Here is an 18,832-nt window from a genome sequence, read left to right on the forward strand (position 1 = left end):
TGCTGTCGGCGTCAGGGGGTGGCGAGGGCGCGGACCGTGTCGATCGTGTCCGCCTCCGACGCCGGCTTGTCGTCGCGGTAGCGCAGCACGCGTGCGAAGCGCAGGGCGACGCCGCCGGGGTAGCGGGTCGAGCGCTGGAGGCCGTCGAACGCGATCTCGACGACCTGCTCGGGGCGGAGGGTGACGGTCCAGCCGTCGTCGGCGACCTCGAGCTCGCGGAAGCGCTCCGTCTGCCACGCGAGCATCGCGTCGGTCATGCCCTTGAACGTCTTGCCGAGCATGACGAAGCCGCCGGCGCCGTCGCGCGCGCCGAGGTGGATGTTGGAGAGCATCCCGGCGCGGCGGCCGGACCCGCGCTCGACGGCGAGCACCACGAGGTCGAGCGTGTGCCGTGGCTTGACCTTGACCCACGCCGCGCCGCGGCGGCCCGCCTCGTACGGCGCGGCGGCGTCCTTGACGATGACGCCCTCCTGGCCCGCGGCGACCCAGCGGGCGAACGCCTCCTGCGCGACGTCGGCGTCGCCGGTGGTCACGCGCTCGACGACGTGCCCCGCCGCGACCGCGTCGAGCACCGCGAGGCGCTCGGCGAGCGGCACGCCCATGAGGTCGCGCCCGTCCACGTGCAGCACGTCGAAGAAGAACGGGCTCAGGGCCATCGCGGAGGCGACGTCGGCGTCGCGCGTCGCGCTGCGGGACGCCGTCTCCTGGAACGGGCGCGGGCGGCCGGACGCGTCGAGCGCGAGCGCCTCGCCGTCGAGCACCGCCGCGCGCACGGGCAGCGAGCGCGCGACCTCGACCACCTCCGGCACGCGCGCGGTGATGTCGTCGAGGCTGCGCGTGACCACGAGGACGTCGTCCCCGTCGCGGTGCACCTGGATCCGGATGCCGTCGAGCTTCGCGTCGACGACGACGGGCCGGCCGGCGAAACCCGCCACCGCGGCGGCGACGTCGGGCGCCGAGGCCGCGAGCATGGGCCGGACCGGCCGCCCGACCGTGAGCGTGAAGGCGGCCAGCGCCGCGAGGGCGTCGTCGGGCGACGCGGCCCCGAGCGCCGCGGACGCCACGGGCTCGGTCGCGCCCGCGAGCATCGCCGCGCGCCGGACGGCGTCGGCCGGGACGCCGGCGGCCTCGGCGACGGCGTCGAGCAGCAGCGCGTCGAGCGCGCCCTGGCGCAGGTCCCCGGACACGAGCCCCGCGAGGAGCCGCTGCTCGTCGGCGGTCGCGGCGCCGAAGAGGTCGGCCGCGAGGGCCGCGCGCGTGGTCGCCGACCCCGACCCGGACAGCCCCGCCATGGTCTCGAAGGCGGCGTCGACCGCGAGCACCTCGAGCGACGGCTCGGCGGCGGGCGCCGGCATCGACGCGAGGGACCGGTAGCCGAGGCCCGTGCGCCGCTGGCGCAGCTCGCCGCCGAGGTAGCGCGCGACCACGGGCAGCTCCTCGGGCTCCGCGCGGCGCAGCACCTCGACGAGCAGCGCGCGCTTGGCGAGCCGGGACCGCGTGGCGGCGAGCGCGGACGAGGTGGCGGCGACGTCGGCGAGCAGCATGGGCGTCACGCTACGCACGCCCACCCACGTCGTCGCGTCGTCGCGCGGTCAGGCCGGGTGGACCGGGAGGTGCTCGGACCACCAGCGCAGGACGTGCTCGAACCTGGCGATGCGGTGCCGGGGCCTGCCCGACCGGGTCAGCTCGTGGCCCTCGCCCGGGAACAGCAGCAGCTCGGCGTGGACGCCGCGGCGCTTGAGCTCGACGAACCACCGCTGCCCCTGCTCGACAGGGCAGCGCCAGTCCTGCTCCGAGTGGATCACCAGGGTCGGCGTCCGCACGCGGTCGACGTGCGCCATCGGCGACTGCGCGGCGAGCGCGGCGGCGGCCTCGGGCGACGTCGCGTCGCCGAGGTACCCGAGCCCGAAGAACCAGCCGATGTCGCTCGACCCGACGAAGCTCACGGGGTCGAGGAACCCGCGCTCGACGATCGCGGCCGCGAAGCGCTCGGTCCGCGTCGTGAGCCAGGCGGTCATGTACCCGCCGTAGGAGCCGCCCATGACGCCGACGCGCTCGCGGTCGAGCGGCAGCCCCGGGTCGGCGAGCGCGCCGTCGAGCAGGGCGAGCACGTCGTCGGCGTCGACCGTGCCGAAGCCGCGGTGGATGGCCCGGCCGTGCGCGCGGCCGTACCCCGCGGAGCCGCGCGGGTTGCCGAGCACGACGGCGTACCCCGCCTCGGTGAGCGTCTGGACCTCGTCGAACAGCGCGTGCGTGTACTGGGCGAACGGGCCGCCGTGGATCATGAGGATCGTGGCGTGCGGCCCGGGGCCGTGCCGGTCCGCGTCAGGCAGCGCGACCCAGCCGTGCACGGGGTAGCCGTCCGGCGCGGTCGCGGTGAGCTCGCGGGCCTCGCGCACGCGCCCGGTCGCGCGCAGCGCCGCCGAGAGGTCGGTCAGCGCTGTGCTCGCCCCGGCCGGGTCGACCGCGTGCACGTCGCCCGCGGAGAGCGGTCCGGCCGCGGCGACGACGACGGCGCCGGCCGCCGCGTCGACGGCCGTCACCACTGCGGGCGCGTCGACGAGGACGCGCGGGGCGGCGCCCTCGGCCGCCGCGGCGAGCGCGAGGAGCACGACGGCGCCGCGCCGCTGGTCCGCCACGAGGACGTCGTCGGACGTCACGGCGAGCACGCCGGGGACGAGGTCGGTCGTCTCGACGTCCGTGTGGCGCCGCGGGGCGACGGGCGGGGCCTCGCCGGCGTCGCCGGCGTCGCCGGAGGCGTCGGCCAGGAGCGCGCGGGCCGCGCCGAGGTCGAGCGAGAACAGCCCGGTCTGCGCCGCGACGAAGTCGAGGCGCGACGGCCCCTGGTCGCCCGCGAGGAACCACAGCGTGCGCCCGTCCGGCGAGGGCTGGACTGTCTCGACGGAGAGGGTCGAGCCGCGCGCGGCGTCCGTGAGTGGCCGGGGGAGCGGCGGCTCGCCGGACCCGGGCCCCCGCCGGGCGTCCACGAGCACCGCGTCGCGCAGGAGGTCCTCCTCGCGGCCGGGGTGCGTCGCGGTGACGGCGACGAGCGCGTCGCCGTCGGGCAGCCACCGGTGGCCGGCGACGTCCTGGTCACCCGCCGTGAGCTGCACGGGCTCGGGGACGTCGCCGGAGGGCGCGGTCCCCGGCTCCGGGTCGCCGGGCACGTCGACGACGAAGACCTGCTGCGGGCGGTCGCGGACGAACCCGACGCCGTCGCCCCGGTAGCGGAAGGTCGTGATGTGCCGCGGCGGCTCGCCGCCGGCGTCCTCGCCCTCGACGTAGCGACCGGCCTCCGGCACGCGCGCGAGGTAGGCGATGCGGGCGCCGTCGGGCGAGAAGCGCGGCTCGGACGCACCGAGCGGGGCGTCGGTGACCCGCACCGGCTCGCCGCCGTGCGCGTCGACGACGTGGACCTGCGGCGTGCCCTTCGGCTCCGCGCGCACGAACGCGACGCGCCGGCCGTCGGGCGACCACGCGGGCGCGGTGTCGCGGTGCCCGCGCGTCAGGGGGCGCGGCGCGCGCGAGCCGTCGACGGGCACCGTCCAGAGGCCCCCGACGTACTCGTCGGTGCCCGGGTCGGGCGCGGTGACGGACACGACGACGGTCGTGCCGTCGGGGCTGAGCGCCGGGGCGCCGGGGACACGCAGGAGCGGGAGGTCGGAGGGGAGCACGCACCGAACCTACGGCGCGCGCACGACGCCGCGCACGTCGCCCCGGGGCACGCCCGCGGGCTCAGGACCGGCTGTGCTTCTCCAGGAAGGCGAAGACCTCGGACTCCTCGACGCCCGGGAACGTGCCGCTCGGCAGCGGGGCGAGGATCTGGGCGTGCACGGCGGCGCTCGGCCACGCCTGCGCCGACCATCGCGCAGCCAGCTCCGGGTCGGCCTGGCGGCAGCACGTCGGGTCCGGGCACGTCGAGCGCGTGCGCGTCGTCGTCTCGCGCCCCCGGAACCACCGGGCGGCCGCGAACGGCACACCGACGCTGATCGAGAACCCGCCCGACGCCGAGTAGCCCGTCTGCGTCGAGGCCCAGTACGTGCCCGCGGGGGTGTCCGTGTACTGGTGGTACTCGGTGGTGCGGTCGCGCCGCGTGAACGCCCGGCGCGCGGGCCACTGCCGGCACACGAGCTGGCCCTCGACGGCGCCGGTGCCGTCGACGGGGAACGGCATCCCGTCGTTCTCGTAGCCCTTGTAGAGCGCGCCGTCGTCGCCGACGCGCAGGAAGTGCAGGCGCAGGTCGAGGTGGCTCGTCAGCAGGTTGGTCATGCGCTGGGCCGCCGTCTCGTGCGTGACGCCGAACGCGTCCCGGAAGTCCTCGACCGCGAGGTCTTTCGCCTTCTTCGCGTCGGCGAGGAACGCGACGGCGGCCGTGCGGGGGAGCAGGCACGCGGCCGCGAAGTAGTTGATCTCGATGCGCTGGCGCAGGAAGTCGGCGTAGTCGGCGGGCCGCTCGTGGCCCAGCACGCGGTGCGCGATCGCCTGGAGCGCGAGCGAGCGCAGGCCGTGCCCGCCGGGGATCGACGCGGGCGGCAGGTAGATCCGCCCGCCCGCCAGGTCGGTCACGGTGCGGGTCGAGTGCGGCAGGTCGTCGACGTGGATGAGCGTGAAGCCGAGGTGCTCGGCCATGCGCGCGACGCTGCGGTGGGTCAGCGCGCCGGACGTGTACCCGCCCGTGCGCAGCGCCTCCTCGGCGGCCTCCTCGATCTCGGGCAGGTAGTTGTCGCGCTCGCGCATCCAGCGCCGCAGCGCGGTGTTGGCCCGGCGCGCCTCCTCGGGCGTGGCGATGGAGGCGTCCGCCCGGCGCGTGAGCTCGGCGTGCAGGCCGACGAGTGCCTCGAGCGCCTCGGTCGGCAGGCTCTTGCCGGGCCGGACGGCCGGCAGGCCCAGGCCCGCGTAGAGCGGGCTGCGCTGCGCCTGGTCGAGCGCGATCTCGAGCGCCGCACGGCGCGACGGCGGCTCGCTCGACAGCAGGTCCTCGACCCGCACGCCCAGCGCGCCGGCGAGGGCCGTGAGCAGCGAGAGGCGCGGCTCACGGTGCCCGTTCTCGACGAGCGACAGCTGGCTCGCCGTCGTGCCGGTGGCGGCCGCGAGCCGGTCGAGCGTCAGCCCGTGCTCGGTGCGGAAGTGGCGGATGCGCCGGCCGAGCGTGAGGAGGTCGGCGGCGGCGCGCGGCGGCGCGTCCGGGGGTGCGTCGAGGCGGATCGCGGGCGACCGGCCGCCGTCGGGAGCGGGCATGGCGTGACGGTAGCGCAAGAATCACCAATCTTGACGGCTGGCGCGGTTGTAAGCGGCCCGTCGGAGGGTCAGTGTGGAAAGGAGCCGCAGGAACCGGCCTGCGGCCTCGGCCTGACGGAGGACGGCAATGACGATGCTCGACGAGCCCCTGACGCGGACGACCTCGACGGGTCCGGGGGGGACGAGCACGGGATCCGCCGGACGCGAGCCGGCGGCCGGGCACCGGCCGGGTCAGCGCCACCGTCGCCTGCACGCGTGGGTCGCGTCGGTCGCCGAGCTGACCCAGCCCGACGCCGTGGTGTGGTGCGACGGCAGCCGCGAGGAGTACGACCGCCTGTGCGAGCTCCTCGTCGCGAACGGCACGTTCGTGCGGCTGAACCCCGAGCTGCGCCCGCGCAGCTTCCTCGCGCGCTCGACACCCGACGACGTCGCGCGCGTCGAGAGCCGCACCTTCATCTGCTCCGAGCACGAGGCCGACGCCGGCCCCACGAACAACTGGCGCGCCCCGGGCGCCATGCGCGCCCAGCTCCAGGACGTCTTCGCGGGCGCGATGCGCGGCCGCACCATGTACGTCGTCCCGTTCTCCATGGGCCCCGTCGACTCGCCGTTCGCCCGGTACGGCGTCGAGATCACCGACTCCCCGTACGTCGTCGTGAGCATGCACCTCATGACGCGCGTGGGCACCGCGGTGCTCGACCGCCTCGGGGCCGACGGCGGCTTCGTCGAGGCCGTGCACAGCGTCGGGCACCCGCTCGTCGACTCCTCCGGCCGGCGCCGCGCGGACGTCCCGTGGCCGTGCAGCCCGACCAAGTACATCTGCCACTTCCCCGAGTCGCGCGAGATCTGGTCGTACGGCTCGGGCTACGGCGGCAACGCGCTGCTCGGCAAGAAGTGCTTCGCGCTGCGCATCGCGTCCGTCCTGGGGCGCGACGAGGGCTGGCTCGCCGAGCACATGCTCGTGCTCGAGCTCACGTCGCCCGAGGGCCGCACGCACCACGTCGCCGCGGCGTTCCCGTCGGCGTGCGGCAAGACCAACCTCGCGATGCTGCAGCCGACCGTCCCCGGCTGGACGGCACGGACCGTGGGCGACGACATCGCGTGGATGCACCCCGTCGGGGAGGGCGACGACGCCGAGCTGCGCGCCATCAACCCCGAGGCGGGCTTCTTCGGCGTCGCGCCCGGCACGGGTGAGAAGACGAACCCGACGGCCGTCGCGATGGTCGCGAGCGACACGATCTTCACCAACGTCGCGCTGACCGACGACGGGGACGTCTGGTGGGAGGGCCTCACCGAGGACGTGCCCGCGCACCTCGTCGACTGGCAGGGCCAGGACTGGACGCCCGACGCCGGCCGCCCCGCCGCGCACCCCAACTCGCGCTTCACGGTGTCCGCGGAGCGCTGCCCCTCGATCGCGTCGACGTGGGACGCGCCCGAGGGCGTGCGGATCGACGCGATCCTCTTCGGCGGGCGCCGCGCGACGAACGTGCCGCTCGTCGTCGAGGCGCGCGACTGGGCGCACGGCGTCTACCTCGGCGCGACGATCTCGTCCGAGCAGACGGCCGCGGCCGAGGGCACGGTGGGCGAGCTGCGCCGCGACCCGTTCGCGATGCTCCCGTTCTGCGGCTACGCGATGCCCGACTACTGGGCCCACTGGCTGCGCGTGGGCGAGCGGCTCGGCGACCGCGCGCCGCGCATCTTCCAGGTCAACTGGTTCCGCAAGGGCCCCGACGGCGCCTACCTGTGGCCCGGCTTCGGCGAGAACTCGCGCGTCCTCGCGTGGGCGCTGGGCCGCGTCGAGGGGACGGCCGACGCCGAGGAGACGCCGCTCGGCCGCGTGCCCGCGCGCGACGACGCCGGCCTGCTCGGCCTCGCGCTGCCCGACGACGTCGTCGACCGGCTGCGGCACGCCGACCCGGCCGCGCTCGCGGAGGAGTACGACCTCACCGCCGCGTGGCTCGCCACGCTGGGCGACCGGGTGCCGCCCGAGGTCACGGCCGAGCTCACCCGGGCCCGGGAGCTCCTGGCGGCGGCCCCGCGCGGCTGACGCGGGCGGGCGCCCGGGCCGCGGATGTGCGGCGCGCCCCTGGACCGCGGGTGTCCAGGGGCTGAGGTCCGGGTTCCCGCACGGCCCGGCACCCCGTACCCTGGACTCACCAGACCCTCCGTCCCGGGCTTGGTGGGAGAGTCACATGGCCACCGCCCGCTCGGGTCAGTCCCGGTACCTCCCCTCGAAGCCGCGGTACCTCGCGACCAGCCCGTTCAACGCCGCGCGCGAGGCTGCCGCCGCGAAGATCGAGCCCGTGGCCATCGGCGACCGGGTCTCGCACGACAAGCACGGCCTCGGCCGCGCGGTCGGGCTCGACGGCGACCGCGCCGTCATCGTCGACTTCGGCGGCGACCTCCGCCGCGTGGAGCTCGACAGCCCGCGCCTCGTCCGTCTCTGACGGAGCCCGCCCGCTGACCCCGGCCTGGCCGGCGGTCGCACCCTCGCACGTCCACGCCTGTCGTCGCCGCGTGGATTCCTTGCGCGGGCGAATTCCCTCGGGAAGTGGCGTGGAAAAGGCCACGGCGTGGGTCGGGAAATGCGGGACCTAGGGCCTTGTCGGACGATTCCGGCACGCGCGTACCTTGCCCCCTGAGGGGCATTCTGTGTAGATCCTGTGCATTTCGCCCCGGTCTCCGCGAGCCGCCCTTCGAGCCCGCGGCGTGCCCACGCCCCGGGTGGCGACCAGGAGGTGCGCGATGTCATCGGTGCGGCCTGTCAGCACGTCCCCCAGCAAGGCCCGTCGCCGGACGCCCCGGGGTAGACGCGGCGCCGTGCTGGCCGTCGCGGTGACCGCGCTGGTCGCGGCGTCGTCCACGGCCGCCCTCGGCGGTCCCCGGCCGAAGGCGCCGGAACCCCTCGCCGCGGCAGAGGTGGTCCAGCCGGCCGCCCTGCCCACCGGGCCGACCGACGAGTCGACGGTCCCGCACTACTTCGGGCCGTGGCCGAACTGGGCGAACAGCCCGTTCACGCTGTCCGACGCCGCCGTCACCGTCACCGGGGACGGCTCGGGCGCCGAGGCCCGCGCGGTCGTCGACCCCGTCACGGGCGGGATCGCGTCGCTCGAGGTCGCGGCGCCGGGCTCCGGCTACACGACGCCGCCCACGGTGACCATCACCGGCGGCGACGGGACCGCGCAGGCCGCCGCGACCGTCTCGGCCACGGGCGTGGTCACGGGCGTCACCGTCGACACCCCGGGGTCGGGCTACGGCGGCTTCGTCGTCGAGCTCAGCGGCGGCGGCGGCACCGGCGCCACGGCGACCGCCTCGGGCGGCGTCGACGCCGTCGAGATCACCGACGGCGGTGCCGGCTACACGATGCCGACCGTCGAGTTCGACCTCCCGGCGCTCCCCGACGGGACGCAGGCCAAGGCCCACGTGCCGATGATCGCCAACGGCGACGCGGTCGACGGGATGGACGAGAACGGCACCATCACCGCCGTCGTCGTCGACGACCCGGGCTCGGGCTACACCACGGCCCCTGGGGTCGCCGTGCACGACGGCACGCTGTACGACCCGATCGCGGGCGCGACGCCGGCGACCGCGACCACGACGCTCGCGCTCAGCGCGGTCGCCGTCGACGCGTTCGGCTCCGGCTACACGAGCGCCCCCGCCGTCACGGTGAGCGACCCGGCCGGCGTGGGGACGGGTGCCTCGGCGACGTCGCACACGGACGTCGGCGCCGTGACCTCGTTCCAGGTCCTCACGCCCGGCGCGGGCTACCTCACGCCCGGCATGCGCAAGTTCCAGACCGAGCTGCCGCTGCCGTGCGACCCTGCTGGCGCCGGGTGCCCGACCGACCCGGCCGCCAAGTTCCTCCCCGTCGCGGTGCCGGAGGCGAAGACGTACGACGGCGTCGAGGCGGACGAGTACGTCATCGGCCTGGTCCAGTACCGCACGAGCTTCTCGGTGGACCTGCCGCCCACGCTCGTGCGGGGGTACGTGCAGCTCGAGACCGCGGACAACGCGGACGTGAGCCAGCACGTGCCGCTCGCCAACGAGCTCCTCGACGGCACCCGGGTACCCCTGGTGGACCCGACCGGGACCCCGTACCTCGGCGTCACGAGCCCGCAGTTCCTCGGCCCGATCATCGGGGCGACCAAGGACCGCCCGGTCCGCATCGTCTTCCGCAACCTGCTGCCGACGGGTGCCGACGGCGACCTCTTCCTGCCGACCGACAGCAGCCTCATGGGCTCGGGCATGGGCCCGATGGACATGGCGCCGCCGGTGGACCAGGGGTCGGTGACCGACGCGGTCCGCAACCCGGACTGCTCGCAGGACCCCAAGCCCGAGGGCTGCTTCGCGGACAACCGCGCCACGCTGCACCTGCACGGCGGGATCACGCCGTGGATCAGCGACGGCACGCCGCACCAGTGGATCACCCCCGCGGGTGAGGGCACGCCGTGGCCCCAGGGCGTGAGCGTGTCGGAGGTGCCGGACATGGGCGACGCGCAGTGCGCGGCGGCGGACGACGGCTGCCAGACGTTCTACTACACGAACCAGCAGAGCGCGCGGATGATGTTCTACCACGACCACTCGTGGGGTATCACGCGCCTCAACGTGTACGCGGGCGAGGCCGCCGGCTACACCATCACCGACCCGACCGAGCAGGCGCTCGTCGCCGCGGGGACGATCCCCGGTGCGGCCGAGACGATCCCGCTCATCGTGCAGGACCGCACGTTCGTGCCGGACGCCGCGCAGCTGGCGGCGCAGGACCCGACGTGGGACACCGGTCGGTGGGGCACCAAGGGCAGCTTCTGGTACCACCACGTGTACATGCCCGCGCAGAACCCTGGCGACCCGTCCGGCATGAGCTCGTACGGGCGCTGGATGTACGGCCCGTGGTTCTGGCCACCGGCCGCCGACACCGTGTACGGGCCGATCGCGAACCCGTACTACGACCCGACCTGCGACCTCGACGACCCGTCGACGTGGCAGTACCAGACCGACCCGTTCTGCGAACCGCAGGAGATCCCCGGCACGCCGAACATCTCGGTCGGCATGGAGCAGTTCAACGACACGCCGGTCGTCAACGGGGTCGCGTACCCGACCCTCACGCTCGAGCCGAAGGCCTACCGCCTGCGGGTGCTCAACGCCGCGAACGACAGGTTCTTCAACTTCCAGTGGTACACCGCGGACCCGACGCAGGGTGACGGGACGACCGAGGTCGCGCTCGACCCGGCCGAGCTCGCCGCGGCCCAGCAGGACCCGACCGTGTTCCCGACGCCCGTCCAGGCGAACGACAGCTCGGCCGGCCCGGACTGGGTGCAGATCGCGAGCGAGGGCGGCTTCCTGCCGGCACCCGCCGTCATCGACGGCCAGCAGCCGACGACCTGGATCACCGACCCGACGCGGTTCGACGTCGGCAACGTGGACCAGCACTCCCTGCTCCTGGCGCCGGCGGAGCGCGCCGACGTCGTCGTCGACTTCTCGCGGTTCGCCGGGCAGACGCTCATCCTCTACAACGACGCGCCGGCGGCGTTCCCGGCACGCGTCCCCTCGTACGACTACTACACCGGCGGGCCGGACCTCAGCCCCGTCGGTGCACCGGAGATCCTGCCCGGGTACGGACCGAACACCCGGACCGTCATGCAGGTCACCATCGCCGACGTCGCGCCCGCTCCGGCGTTCGACCTCGCCCGCCTGCAGGCGGCCTTCCGGCACAACGCCCAGGGCACCGGCGTCTTCGAGTCCGGTCAGCACCCGATCATCGTCGGGCAGTCCCCGTACAACTCGGCCTACGGCAGCACCTTCGCCGCGTCGGGCAACTGCAACGCCAAGGGCTCGACGCTGCAGCGCTGCGACGGCCTCGTGCGCGTCAACGACACGGCGTCGTTCGCGTTCAACACCCTGCGCGGCCAGTCCAGCCGGATGACGATGCCGCTCCAGCCGAAGGCGATCCACGACGAGATGAACGCGGTCACCTTCGACGAGTTCGGCCGGATGTCGGCCAACCTCGGCGTCGAGGCCTCACCGCCCACACCCGGGGCGCAGAACGTGACCCTCTACCCGTACGTCAACCCGGCGACGGAGATCATCGACGGGACGGGCCTGCCGGAGGCCGACGTGAAGGTCACGCCCATCTCGACGGCGAGCGACGGCACGCAGATCTGGCGGTTCACCCACAACGGGGTCGACACGCACCCCATCCACTTCCACCTCTACGACGTCCAGGTCCTCAACCGCGTGACGTGGGACAACATCGTCATGCGCCCGGACGCCAACGAGCTGGGGTGGAAGGACACGGTGCGGATCGCGCCCCTGCAGGACACCATCGTCGCCCTGCGGCCGATCGTGCCGACGGTGCCCTTCGAGGTGCCGAACTCCGTCCGGCTCCTCAACCCGATGATGCCCACCGGCTCGACGGCGATGTTCAACAGCGTCGACGTCCAGGGCAACCCGATCGGGGCGATCTCCAACCGCCTCGTCAACTTCGGGTGGGAGTACGTCTACCACTGCCACATCCTGTCCCACGAGGAGATGGACATGATGCGGCCGGTCAGCCTCGCGCTGCCGCCGCGGACGGCCGACGGGCTGACGTTCAGCACGTCGGGCACCGGGAACAACCGGCGGATCGTCGTCGGCTGGGCGGACAACTCGATCACGGAGACGGACTTCCAGGTCCAGCGCACGAGCGACGGGACGACCTGGACGACCGTCGGCACCCTCACCCAGCCCCTCGCCGGCAACACGCACGGCACCCGGACGTTCCGTGACCCGACGTCGAACGCGAGCACCGCGTACCTGTACCGCGTGGTGTCCCGCAACACCGTGGGCTACGGCTCCGGGCTGCCGAGCACGACGGTGCAGTCCGTCTCCGGGGCGGTCGGCGTCAACGCGCCGGCCACGCCCACCGGGCTGGCTGCGACGGCCCAGGCGGGCCCGCGGGTCGCCCTGGCGTGGTCGGACCGGGCGGGGAACGAGACGGGCTACGTCGTCCAGCGCTCGACGGACGGCGTCACGTGGTCGACGCTCGCGACGCTCGCCCGCAACACGACGTCGTACTCCGACACCACGGTGGCGCTCGGCGCGTCGTACTCCTACCGGGTCGGTGCGACCAACGTCGCCGGCACGGCCTTCGGCGCCCCGGCCGTGGTGAGCGTCGCAGCGCCGGTCGCGCCGGTGCTCAGCTCGGCGACCGCCGTCCGGCAGGGCGCGTCCGAGCGGATCACGGTCCGCTGGGGCGACGTGGCCGGCGAGACCGGCTACCAGGTCCAGTGGAGCCGCGACGGGGTGACCCCGACCGGCACGGTCACGCTCGGCGCGGGCAGCACGGCCTGGACGAGCGGCAACCTCGCCGTGGTCCCGTGGTCCGTGCGGGTGGGTGCGCGGAACGCCCTCGGCACGACGTGGTCGCCGTGGACGGTGGTGCCCGCCGCCTGACGTCGTCGCACGGGGCGCGGGGTCCTCCCTGCAGGAGGGCCCCGCGCTCGCGCGTCCGCGCCGTCCACGCCGGCCCGCGCCGTCGTGGCCGGCACACCCGAGTCGTCACAAGCGCGCGCCCGCCCGCTCCTGAGAGTGCGAGGGCGCCACCGCGACGACGGACCCGGCGTCCTCCCGCCGGCTCGCCGGCGGACCTCGCACGGACGGGCCCTCCGGGGCACGCGGGACGGGACGCACCATGGACATCAGCGAGCTCCTCCGCTCGGACCTCGAGGTCGAGCGGTTCCTCCCCGAGCACTACCACTCGATCTTCGGCCTCTGGTTCGCCGGGATCGAGGTCACGCAGGCGGTCCAGTGGTACGACGCGCCTCAGCACCTCACCGACGCGGGCGACCGCGGGCCCGACAACGGCGTCCGCCTCGTCGCGTACAAGCCCGCCTGGGTGCGGGTGTACGTCAACAGCCTCGTCGGCGCCGGCGGCGTCACCGCGACGCTCGAGGTCCAGCGGCGTCGCTGGGGCTTCCGGTGGGACACGATCGCGACGCTCAGCCCGGACCCCTCCTCGATGACGTCGGTCCCGCCGTCCCGCTCGACGAGCTACGCGGCCCGCCGCGGGAGCGCGAGCGGGTCGATCAACTTCGTCCTGCCGGCCGACGAGGTCATCGGCACCCTGCGCCTCGTCGCGCGGGTCGACGCGGGCGGTCGCTCGACGAGCGGGCAGGTCGAGGTCGCGGCGACGCTGCGGCAGACCCTGCGGCTCGCGGGCGTGATGATCGCGTACGACGGGCCCGCGAGCATGGCCGCGGGTGCACCCGACCTCACCATCGCCGCGCCCGGGCTGGCGGCCCTCCAGGCGATGTCCGGCACGGCGCTGACGCTCTTCCCCGTCGAGTCGACCGCCGAGTTCCGCACCGCCGGCACGCTCACCCTCACCACCCACCTCCAGCAGGCGGTCTTCCCGACGAGCGGCTGCGGCCCGAACTGGGACGCGCTGCACGGCCGGGTCGCGAACGCGCGCACCGCCGACGGCAACCGGCCGGGCTGGATCTACTACGGCCTGCTGCCCGCGGGCGTCCCGATGGGGCCGGTCGGCGGCTGCGGCGGCGGCGGTGTCGCCGTCGGGCCGGTCGACCAGCCCGGCATCCTCGCGCACGAGGCCGGCCACGCGGCCGGGCTGCCGCACGCCCCGGCGGGCGGCGCGCCGAACGCGGACCCGGCGTACCCCGCGTACGAGCCGTACGACACCCCGGCGGCGCGACGCGCCTCGACCGGCGAGTACGGGCTCGACGTCAACACCGGGACGATCGCGTCGCCCGCGACGTTCCGGGACTTCATGGCGTACGGCGGCCCCGCGTGGATCGGGCTGCACCACTACGGCAGGCTGCTGGACAACGACCGCTTCACGCCCCGGACCGTCGGCATCGACCACTTCTGGTGGAAGGACCTCGTCTGGGAGGAGATGCGCACGTGGCCGCCGTTCCCCGAGGAGCCGCCGCCCTTCGACCGTCCACCGTTCGAGCTGGAGCTGCCCGTGTTCCCGCCGTCGCGCGCCGAGGACGTCCTGTCACTCATCGTCAAGGTCGAGCGGGGCAAGGTCGTCGAGGTCATGCACGTCGCGCGCGTCACGGCGCACACCGCGCTGCGCGGCGCGGTCGAGACGGCGTTCACCGCGAACCTGCGCGACGAGGCCGGCGAGGTCCTGGCGAGCGGCGCGCTCCTCCGCCTCGACACCGACGCGTGCGGCTGCGGCGGGGGCGGCGGGACGGGCCGGGCGTTCGCGCCGACGAGCTACCTCGCGCAGGCCTTCGTTCCCGACGTCGCGCCGGGTGCGTCGATCGACATCACGAAGGGCGACGACGTCGTCTGGCGGCGGGGCGCTCCCGCCGAGCCGCCGCGCGTGGGCGACGGCCGGGCGGACGCCGACGAGGAGTCGGTCCGCGTCGAGTGGGAGGCGTCGGGCGACGTCGTCGAGTACTGGCTGCGCTGGTCGCGCGACGGCGAGGAGTGGCAGTCGGTCGCGACGGGCCTCACCGAGCGGGGCGCGCGGATCCCGCTCGCCGACGTGCCGGGCGGCGACGGCGTGCTCCAGGTCGTCGCGCACGACGGCTTCCACTCGGCCTACTCGAAGCCGTTCCGCGTCCGCCTGCCCGAGCGCGCCCCGTCCGTCGTCGTGCTCCACCCGGTCGACCGGCGCACGTACGTCGCGGGCCGGACGGTCCGGCTGTGGGCCTCGGTGACGGGAGCCGACGTCGAGCGCGACGAGGCCGTGTGGACCGTGGACGGGCAGGACGTCGCGCGCGGCCTGGACGCCTGGACGAGCTTCGAGCCGGGCGAGCACCGGGTCGCCGTCCACGTCCGCGACGCCGAGGCGACGGTCACGATCACGGTGGAACCCACCCCGGAGGCGTGACCAGCCCACGCCGAGGTCGACGGTCCCCGGCTGTCGACCTCGGCGCCGGGTGTCGACCTCGGCGGCTCGCGGGGTGGGGGTGACGGGGGCGGCGATCGTCGGCACGATGGCGAGGGTGAGCGTCCTCGACTGGCTGCTGGACTCCGACCCCGCGATCCGCTGGCAGGTGCTGCAGGACCTGCTCGACGCCCCGCCCGAGGAGGTCGCCGCCGAGCGCGCCCGCGTCGCGACCGAGGGGTGGGGGGCCCAGCTGCTCGCGGCGCAGCAGCCGGACGGCCGCTGGAGCGGCGGCACCTTCTTCCCCGAGTGGGTCTCGACCGAGGCGACGCTGCGTCTCCTGCGGACGTTCGGGCTCGACCCGGCGAGCGAGCAGGCGCGGCGCGCGCTCGCGCCCGTGCACGACGCCGCCCGCTGGGAGTACGACCCTGACCTGCGCTTCTTCGAGGGCGAGGTCGAGCCGTGCATCAACGGCCGCGTCGTCGCGATCGGCGCGTACTTCGGCCAGGACGTGCGCGGCGTCGTCGACCGCCTGCTCGGCGAGCAGATGGCCGACGGCGGCTGGAACTGCGAGCAGGAGAACGGCTCGGTGCGCGGCTCGTTCGACACGACGATCAACGTGCTCGAGGGCCTGCTCGAGCACGAGCGCTCGGTCGGGCCCGACCCGGCCGTCGCGGCCGCGCGCGAGCGCGGCGAGGAGTACCTGCTCGAGCGGCGCCTCCTGCACCGCCTGTCCGACGGCGGCGTCGGGCAGGAGCGCTGGCTCGAGCTCGCCTTCCCGAGCGGCTTGTACTACGACGTCGCGCGCGCGCTCGACCACCTGCGCCTCGCGCGGCCGGCCCCGGACGCGCGGGCCGACGAGGCGCTGGACCTGCTCGAGGCGAAGCGCGGGCCGGACGGCCGCTGGCCGCTCGAGAAGGCCCGCCACGCGCGGCTCCTCGTCGACCTCGGCGAGGTCGAGGGCGGGCCGAGCCGATGGCTCACGCTCCGTGCCCTGCGCGTCCTGCGTTGGGCGGGCCGCTGACGGACCCCGGCGGCACGGCCGGCCGGGTCAGCCGAGGGGTGCGGTCGAGGCCCGCGTCACGAGACGGCAGGGGAGCACCTCGGTGCCCGACGCGGCGTGCCCGTCGATCGCCGCGACGAGGCGCTGGGCCGCGACCCGGCCCAGGTGCTCGAGGTTGATGTCGACGCTCGTCAGGGGCGGCCGCGCGTTGGCGGCGAGCACCTCCCAGTTGTCGAAGCCGATGACGGCCACGTCCTCGGGGACGCGCTTGCCCGCCTCGTGCAGGGCGTCCACGACGCCCCGCGCGATCTGGTCGGAGCCCGCGAAGATCGCGTCGACCTCGGGCTCCTGCTGGAGCAGCAGGCGGGTCGCCCCGCGCCCCCACGCCTCGGACCACGTGCCGTAGTACACGGTGCCGCCCGCGAGCGTGAGGCCCGCGCGCTCGAGCGCGGCGATGGCGCCGGTCGACCGGTCCTGCGCAGCGCCGTAGGTCGGGTCCCCCGTGAGGTGCGCGATGCGCCGCCGGCCGCACGCGAGCAGGTGCTCGATCGCCATGCGCCCCCCGCCGACGTTGTCGCTCACGAGCGAGACGTCGTCCGGGTCCTGCGACGGCGCGTACGCGTACACGACGGGCACCGGGACGCCGGGCGAGAGCGGGGGACGGGGGTCCGGGCGCGCGCCGACGACGATGAGGCCGTCCACGCGCCGCGACAGCAGCGCGCGCACGTGGTGCTGCTCGCGGATGGCGTCGCCGCGCGCGTCGCACAGGAACACCGAGGTGCGACCCGACCCGAACGCGTCCTCGGCGCCCATGAGGATGGGGATGGAGAAGCGGCCGTCGAGGTCGGACGTGATGAGGCCCACGGTGCCCGTGCGGCCCGCGAGCAGCCCCTGGGCCAGCGCGTTGGGCGAGAACGCCAGGCGCTCCGCCGCGTCGAGCACGCGGGCCCGGGTCTCGGCCCGCACCTGCTCGCGCCCGTTGAGCGCCTTGGAGGCGGTGGAGATCGACACGCCGGCGAGGCGGGCCACGTCGCTGAGCGTCGTCGCGCGGGTCGACGCACCGCTCGTCCTCGACACCGCGTCTCCTCCCGGGCGCACGGCCGGGTCGGCCGCCGTGCCTGAACTGTAACCGCAAAGTCCCTTGACGCGGGTCCCTCGCCTGAATACTTTGTGAAAACCTTTTCGGCACGAGGACGTGTGTTCGCGCGCGTCGACCGGGATGCATCGTTGCAGGCAGCGACGGTTTCCCGCGTCGACGGAGCCGCGGTGCGGCGGTCTGGTGTCGTGGGCGGAAACACAGAACTGCATCGTTGCCCACGTCCCTCGCCCACCGGGGGCCGTGGACCCCCACCCAGGTGAGCGCTCACACGCTCGCCACGAGCCAGGAGACACACCATGAGGAGCTTCGTCAGGCCAGGCGCGCGTCGCGCCGTCGTCGGCATCGCGGCCGCCGCCCTCCTCGCGGGCGGCCTCGCCGCCTGCGGCGGCGACGACGGCGGCACGGCGGACGGTGGCGACACGGGTGACGGCGGCGCCGCCGCGTCGCCCGAGGGCGTCGACGACGGCACGACCCTCACCCTCTGGACCCGGGCGCCGCTCGAGGCCCAGGCCAACCTCCTCGTCGAGGCGTACAACGCCAGCCACGAGAACCAGGTCGAGCTGACCATCACGCCCAACGACGACTACGTCGCGCGCGTCGGCGCCGCCGCCGGCAGCGGGGACCTGCCCGACCTGTTCGCCGCCGACATCGTGTACGTGCCGAACTGGACCGAGCAGGGCCTGTTCGCGGACATCACGGACCGCATCGCCTCGCTCGAGTTCGCCGACGACATCAACCAGGGCCACGTCGAGGCGGGGACCTACGACGGCAGCCAGTACGTCCTGCCGTTCGTCCTCGACCTGTCGGTGATGTTCTACAACAAGGACCTCTACCGCGAGGCCGGCCTCGACCCCGAGCAGGGCCCGACGACGATCGAGGAGTTCAAGGAGCACGCGCTCGCGGTCCAGGCGCTCGACAAGCCCGGCGTGTACGGCTCGTTCTTCGGCGGCAACTGCGGCGGCTGCGGCGTCTTCACGTGGTTCCCGATGATCTGGGCCTCGGGCGAGGAGGTCATGAACGAGGACGGCACGGAGGCGTACCTCGACAGCGAGCCGGCCCGGGAGGTCTACTCCACCTGGCGCGAGCTCGACGAGGCGGGTGCGCTGTACCCGGGCGCGTCCGAGGAGACGGGCGCGACGTGGGTCGCGGGCTTCCAGGAGGGCAACATCGGCGTGATGCCCTACCCGGCCACGCTGCTCGCGACCGCGAGCGAGACGGTCGACGTCGGCGTGAGCGGCCTGCCGGGCGTCGACGGCGGCGTCTCGACCTTCATCGGCGGCGACGGCATCGGCATCTCCAAGGACTCCGAGGTCACCGACCAGGCGTGGAACTTCCTCGCGTGGCTCATGTCCGAGGACGCCCAGGTCGAGGTCCTCGCGAAGAACGGCGACGTCACGGCGCGCACGGACCTCGCGGACAACGAGTACTCGCAGGCGGACCCGCGCGTCGTGACCATCAACGAGGTCGCGGCCGACCCGAACAGCCGCACGCCGTTCGCCCGCAACTTCCAGCAGGCGTACAACGCGACCGACTCGCCGTGGCTGACCCTCTTCCGCAACGCGATCTTCGGCGACGGGGACTCCGTCGAGGAGGACAACGCGGCGATCACCGAGGTCCTCAGCCAGTAGTCCGGACGCCCGCGGCGGTCGGCGGGGGCGCA

10 protein-coding genes are annotated in these 18,832 nt (G+C 74.8%); 6 read left to right on the top strand and 4 right to left on the bottom strand.

Annotated elements, in window-relative coordinates:
- Positions 1 to 11 precede the first annotated feature (11 nt).
- The 3 genes from JIG38_RS17805 to JIG38_RS17815 form a co-directional block, all read right to left on the bottom strand.
- Positions 12 to 1,544 carry an ATP-dependent DNA ligase gene (locus JIG38_RS17805; protein WP_199425059.1) on the bottom strand — a complete coding sequence of 511 codons (1,533 nt, stop codon included), beginning with the start codon at positions 1,542 to 1,544 and terminating at the stop codon, positions 12 to 14.
- A 48-nt stretch (positions 1,545 to 1,592) separates the two neighbouring features.
- Positions 1,593 to 3,674, bottom strand: a complete 2,082-nt coding sequence (locus tag JIG38_RS17810; RefSeq protein ID WP_199425060.1) for a S9 family peptidase — start codon at positions 3,672 to 3,674, stop codon at positions 1,593 to 1,595.
- Between the two features lie 61 nt (positions 3,675 to 3,735).
- A complete protein-coding gene (locus tag JIG38_RS17815) occupies positions 3,736 to 5,238 on the bottom strand; it encodes a helix-turn-helix domain-containing protein (protein WP_199425061.1) in 1,503 nt (500 codons plus the stop codon).
- A 127-nt stretch (positions 5,239 to 5,365) separates the two neighbouring features.
- Here JIG38_RS17815 and JIG38_RS17820 point away from each other — a divergent pair, with 127 nt between their 5' ends.
- The 5 genes from JIG38_RS17820 to JIG38_RS17840 all read left to right on the top strand — a co-directional run bounded on the left by JIG38_RS17820 (position 5,366) and on the right by JIG38_RS17840 (position 16,094).
- Positions 5,366 to 7,282, top strand: coding sequence for a phosphoenolpyruvate carboxykinase (GTP) (locus JIG38_RS17820; RefSeq protein ID WP_199425062.1), 1,917 nt, complete (start codon positions 5,366 to 5,368; stop codon positions 7,280 to 7,282).
- Between the two features lie 145 nt (positions 7,283 to 7,427).
- Positions 7,428 to 7,682 (top strand): hypothetical protein, encoded by a 255-nt coding sequence (locus JIG38_RS17825; RefSeq protein ID WP_199425106.1) that lies wholly within the window; start codon positions 7,428 to 7,430, stop codon positions 7,680 to 7,682.
- Positions 7,683 to 8,055: 373 nt separating this feature from the next.
- Entirely contained in the window at positions 8,056 to 12,663 is a 4,608-nt protein-coding gene (locus tag JIG38_RS17830) for a multicopper oxidase domain-containing protein (RefSeq protein ID WP_307845011.1), read from the top strand.
- Between the two features lie 238 nt (positions 12,664 to 12,901).
- Positions 12,902 to 15,073 (top strand): M66 family metalloprotease, encoded by a 2,172-nt coding sequence (locus tag JIG38_RS17835; protein ID WP_199425064.1) that lies wholly within the window; start codon positions 12,902 to 12,904, stop codon positions 15,071 to 15,073.
- A 106-nt stretch (positions 15,074 to 15,179) separates the two neighbouring features.
- Complete coding sequence (locus JIG38_RS17840) at positions 15,180 to 16,094, top strand: hypothetical protein (RefSeq protein ID WP_199425065.1); 915 nt, start codon at positions 15,180 to 15,182, stop codon at positions 16,092 to 16,094.
- A gap of 27 nt (positions 16,095 to 16,121) precedes the next feature.
- On the opposite strand, the gene JIG38_RS17845 is transcribed toward JIG38_RS17840, so the two are convergent.
- Positions 16,122 to 17,150 carry a LacI family DNA-binding transcriptional regulator gene (locus JIG38_RS17845; RefSeq protein WP_307845012.1) on the bottom strand — a complete coding sequence of 343 codons (1,029 nt, stop codon included), beginning with the start codon at positions 17,148 to 17,150 and terminating at the stop codon, positions 16,122 to 16,124.
- Between the two features lie 318 nt (positions 17,151 to 17,468).
- Here JIG38_RS17845 and JIG38_RS17850 point away from each other — a divergent pair, with 318 nt between their 5' ends.
- Positions 17,469 to 18,800: an ABC transporter substrate-binding protein gene (locus JIG38_RS17850; protein ID WP_199425067.1), complete on the top strand. Its 1,332-nt coding sequence runs from the start codon at positions 17,469 to 17,471 to the stop codon at positions 18,798 to 18,800.
- Positions 18,801 to 18,832: the final 32 nt, after the last annotated feature.

This window comes from Actinotalea solisilvae, assembly GCF_016464425.1.
Classification (GTDB): Bacteria; Actinomycetota; Actinomycetes; order Actinomycetales; family Cellulomonadaceae; genus Actinotalea; species Actinotalea solisilvae.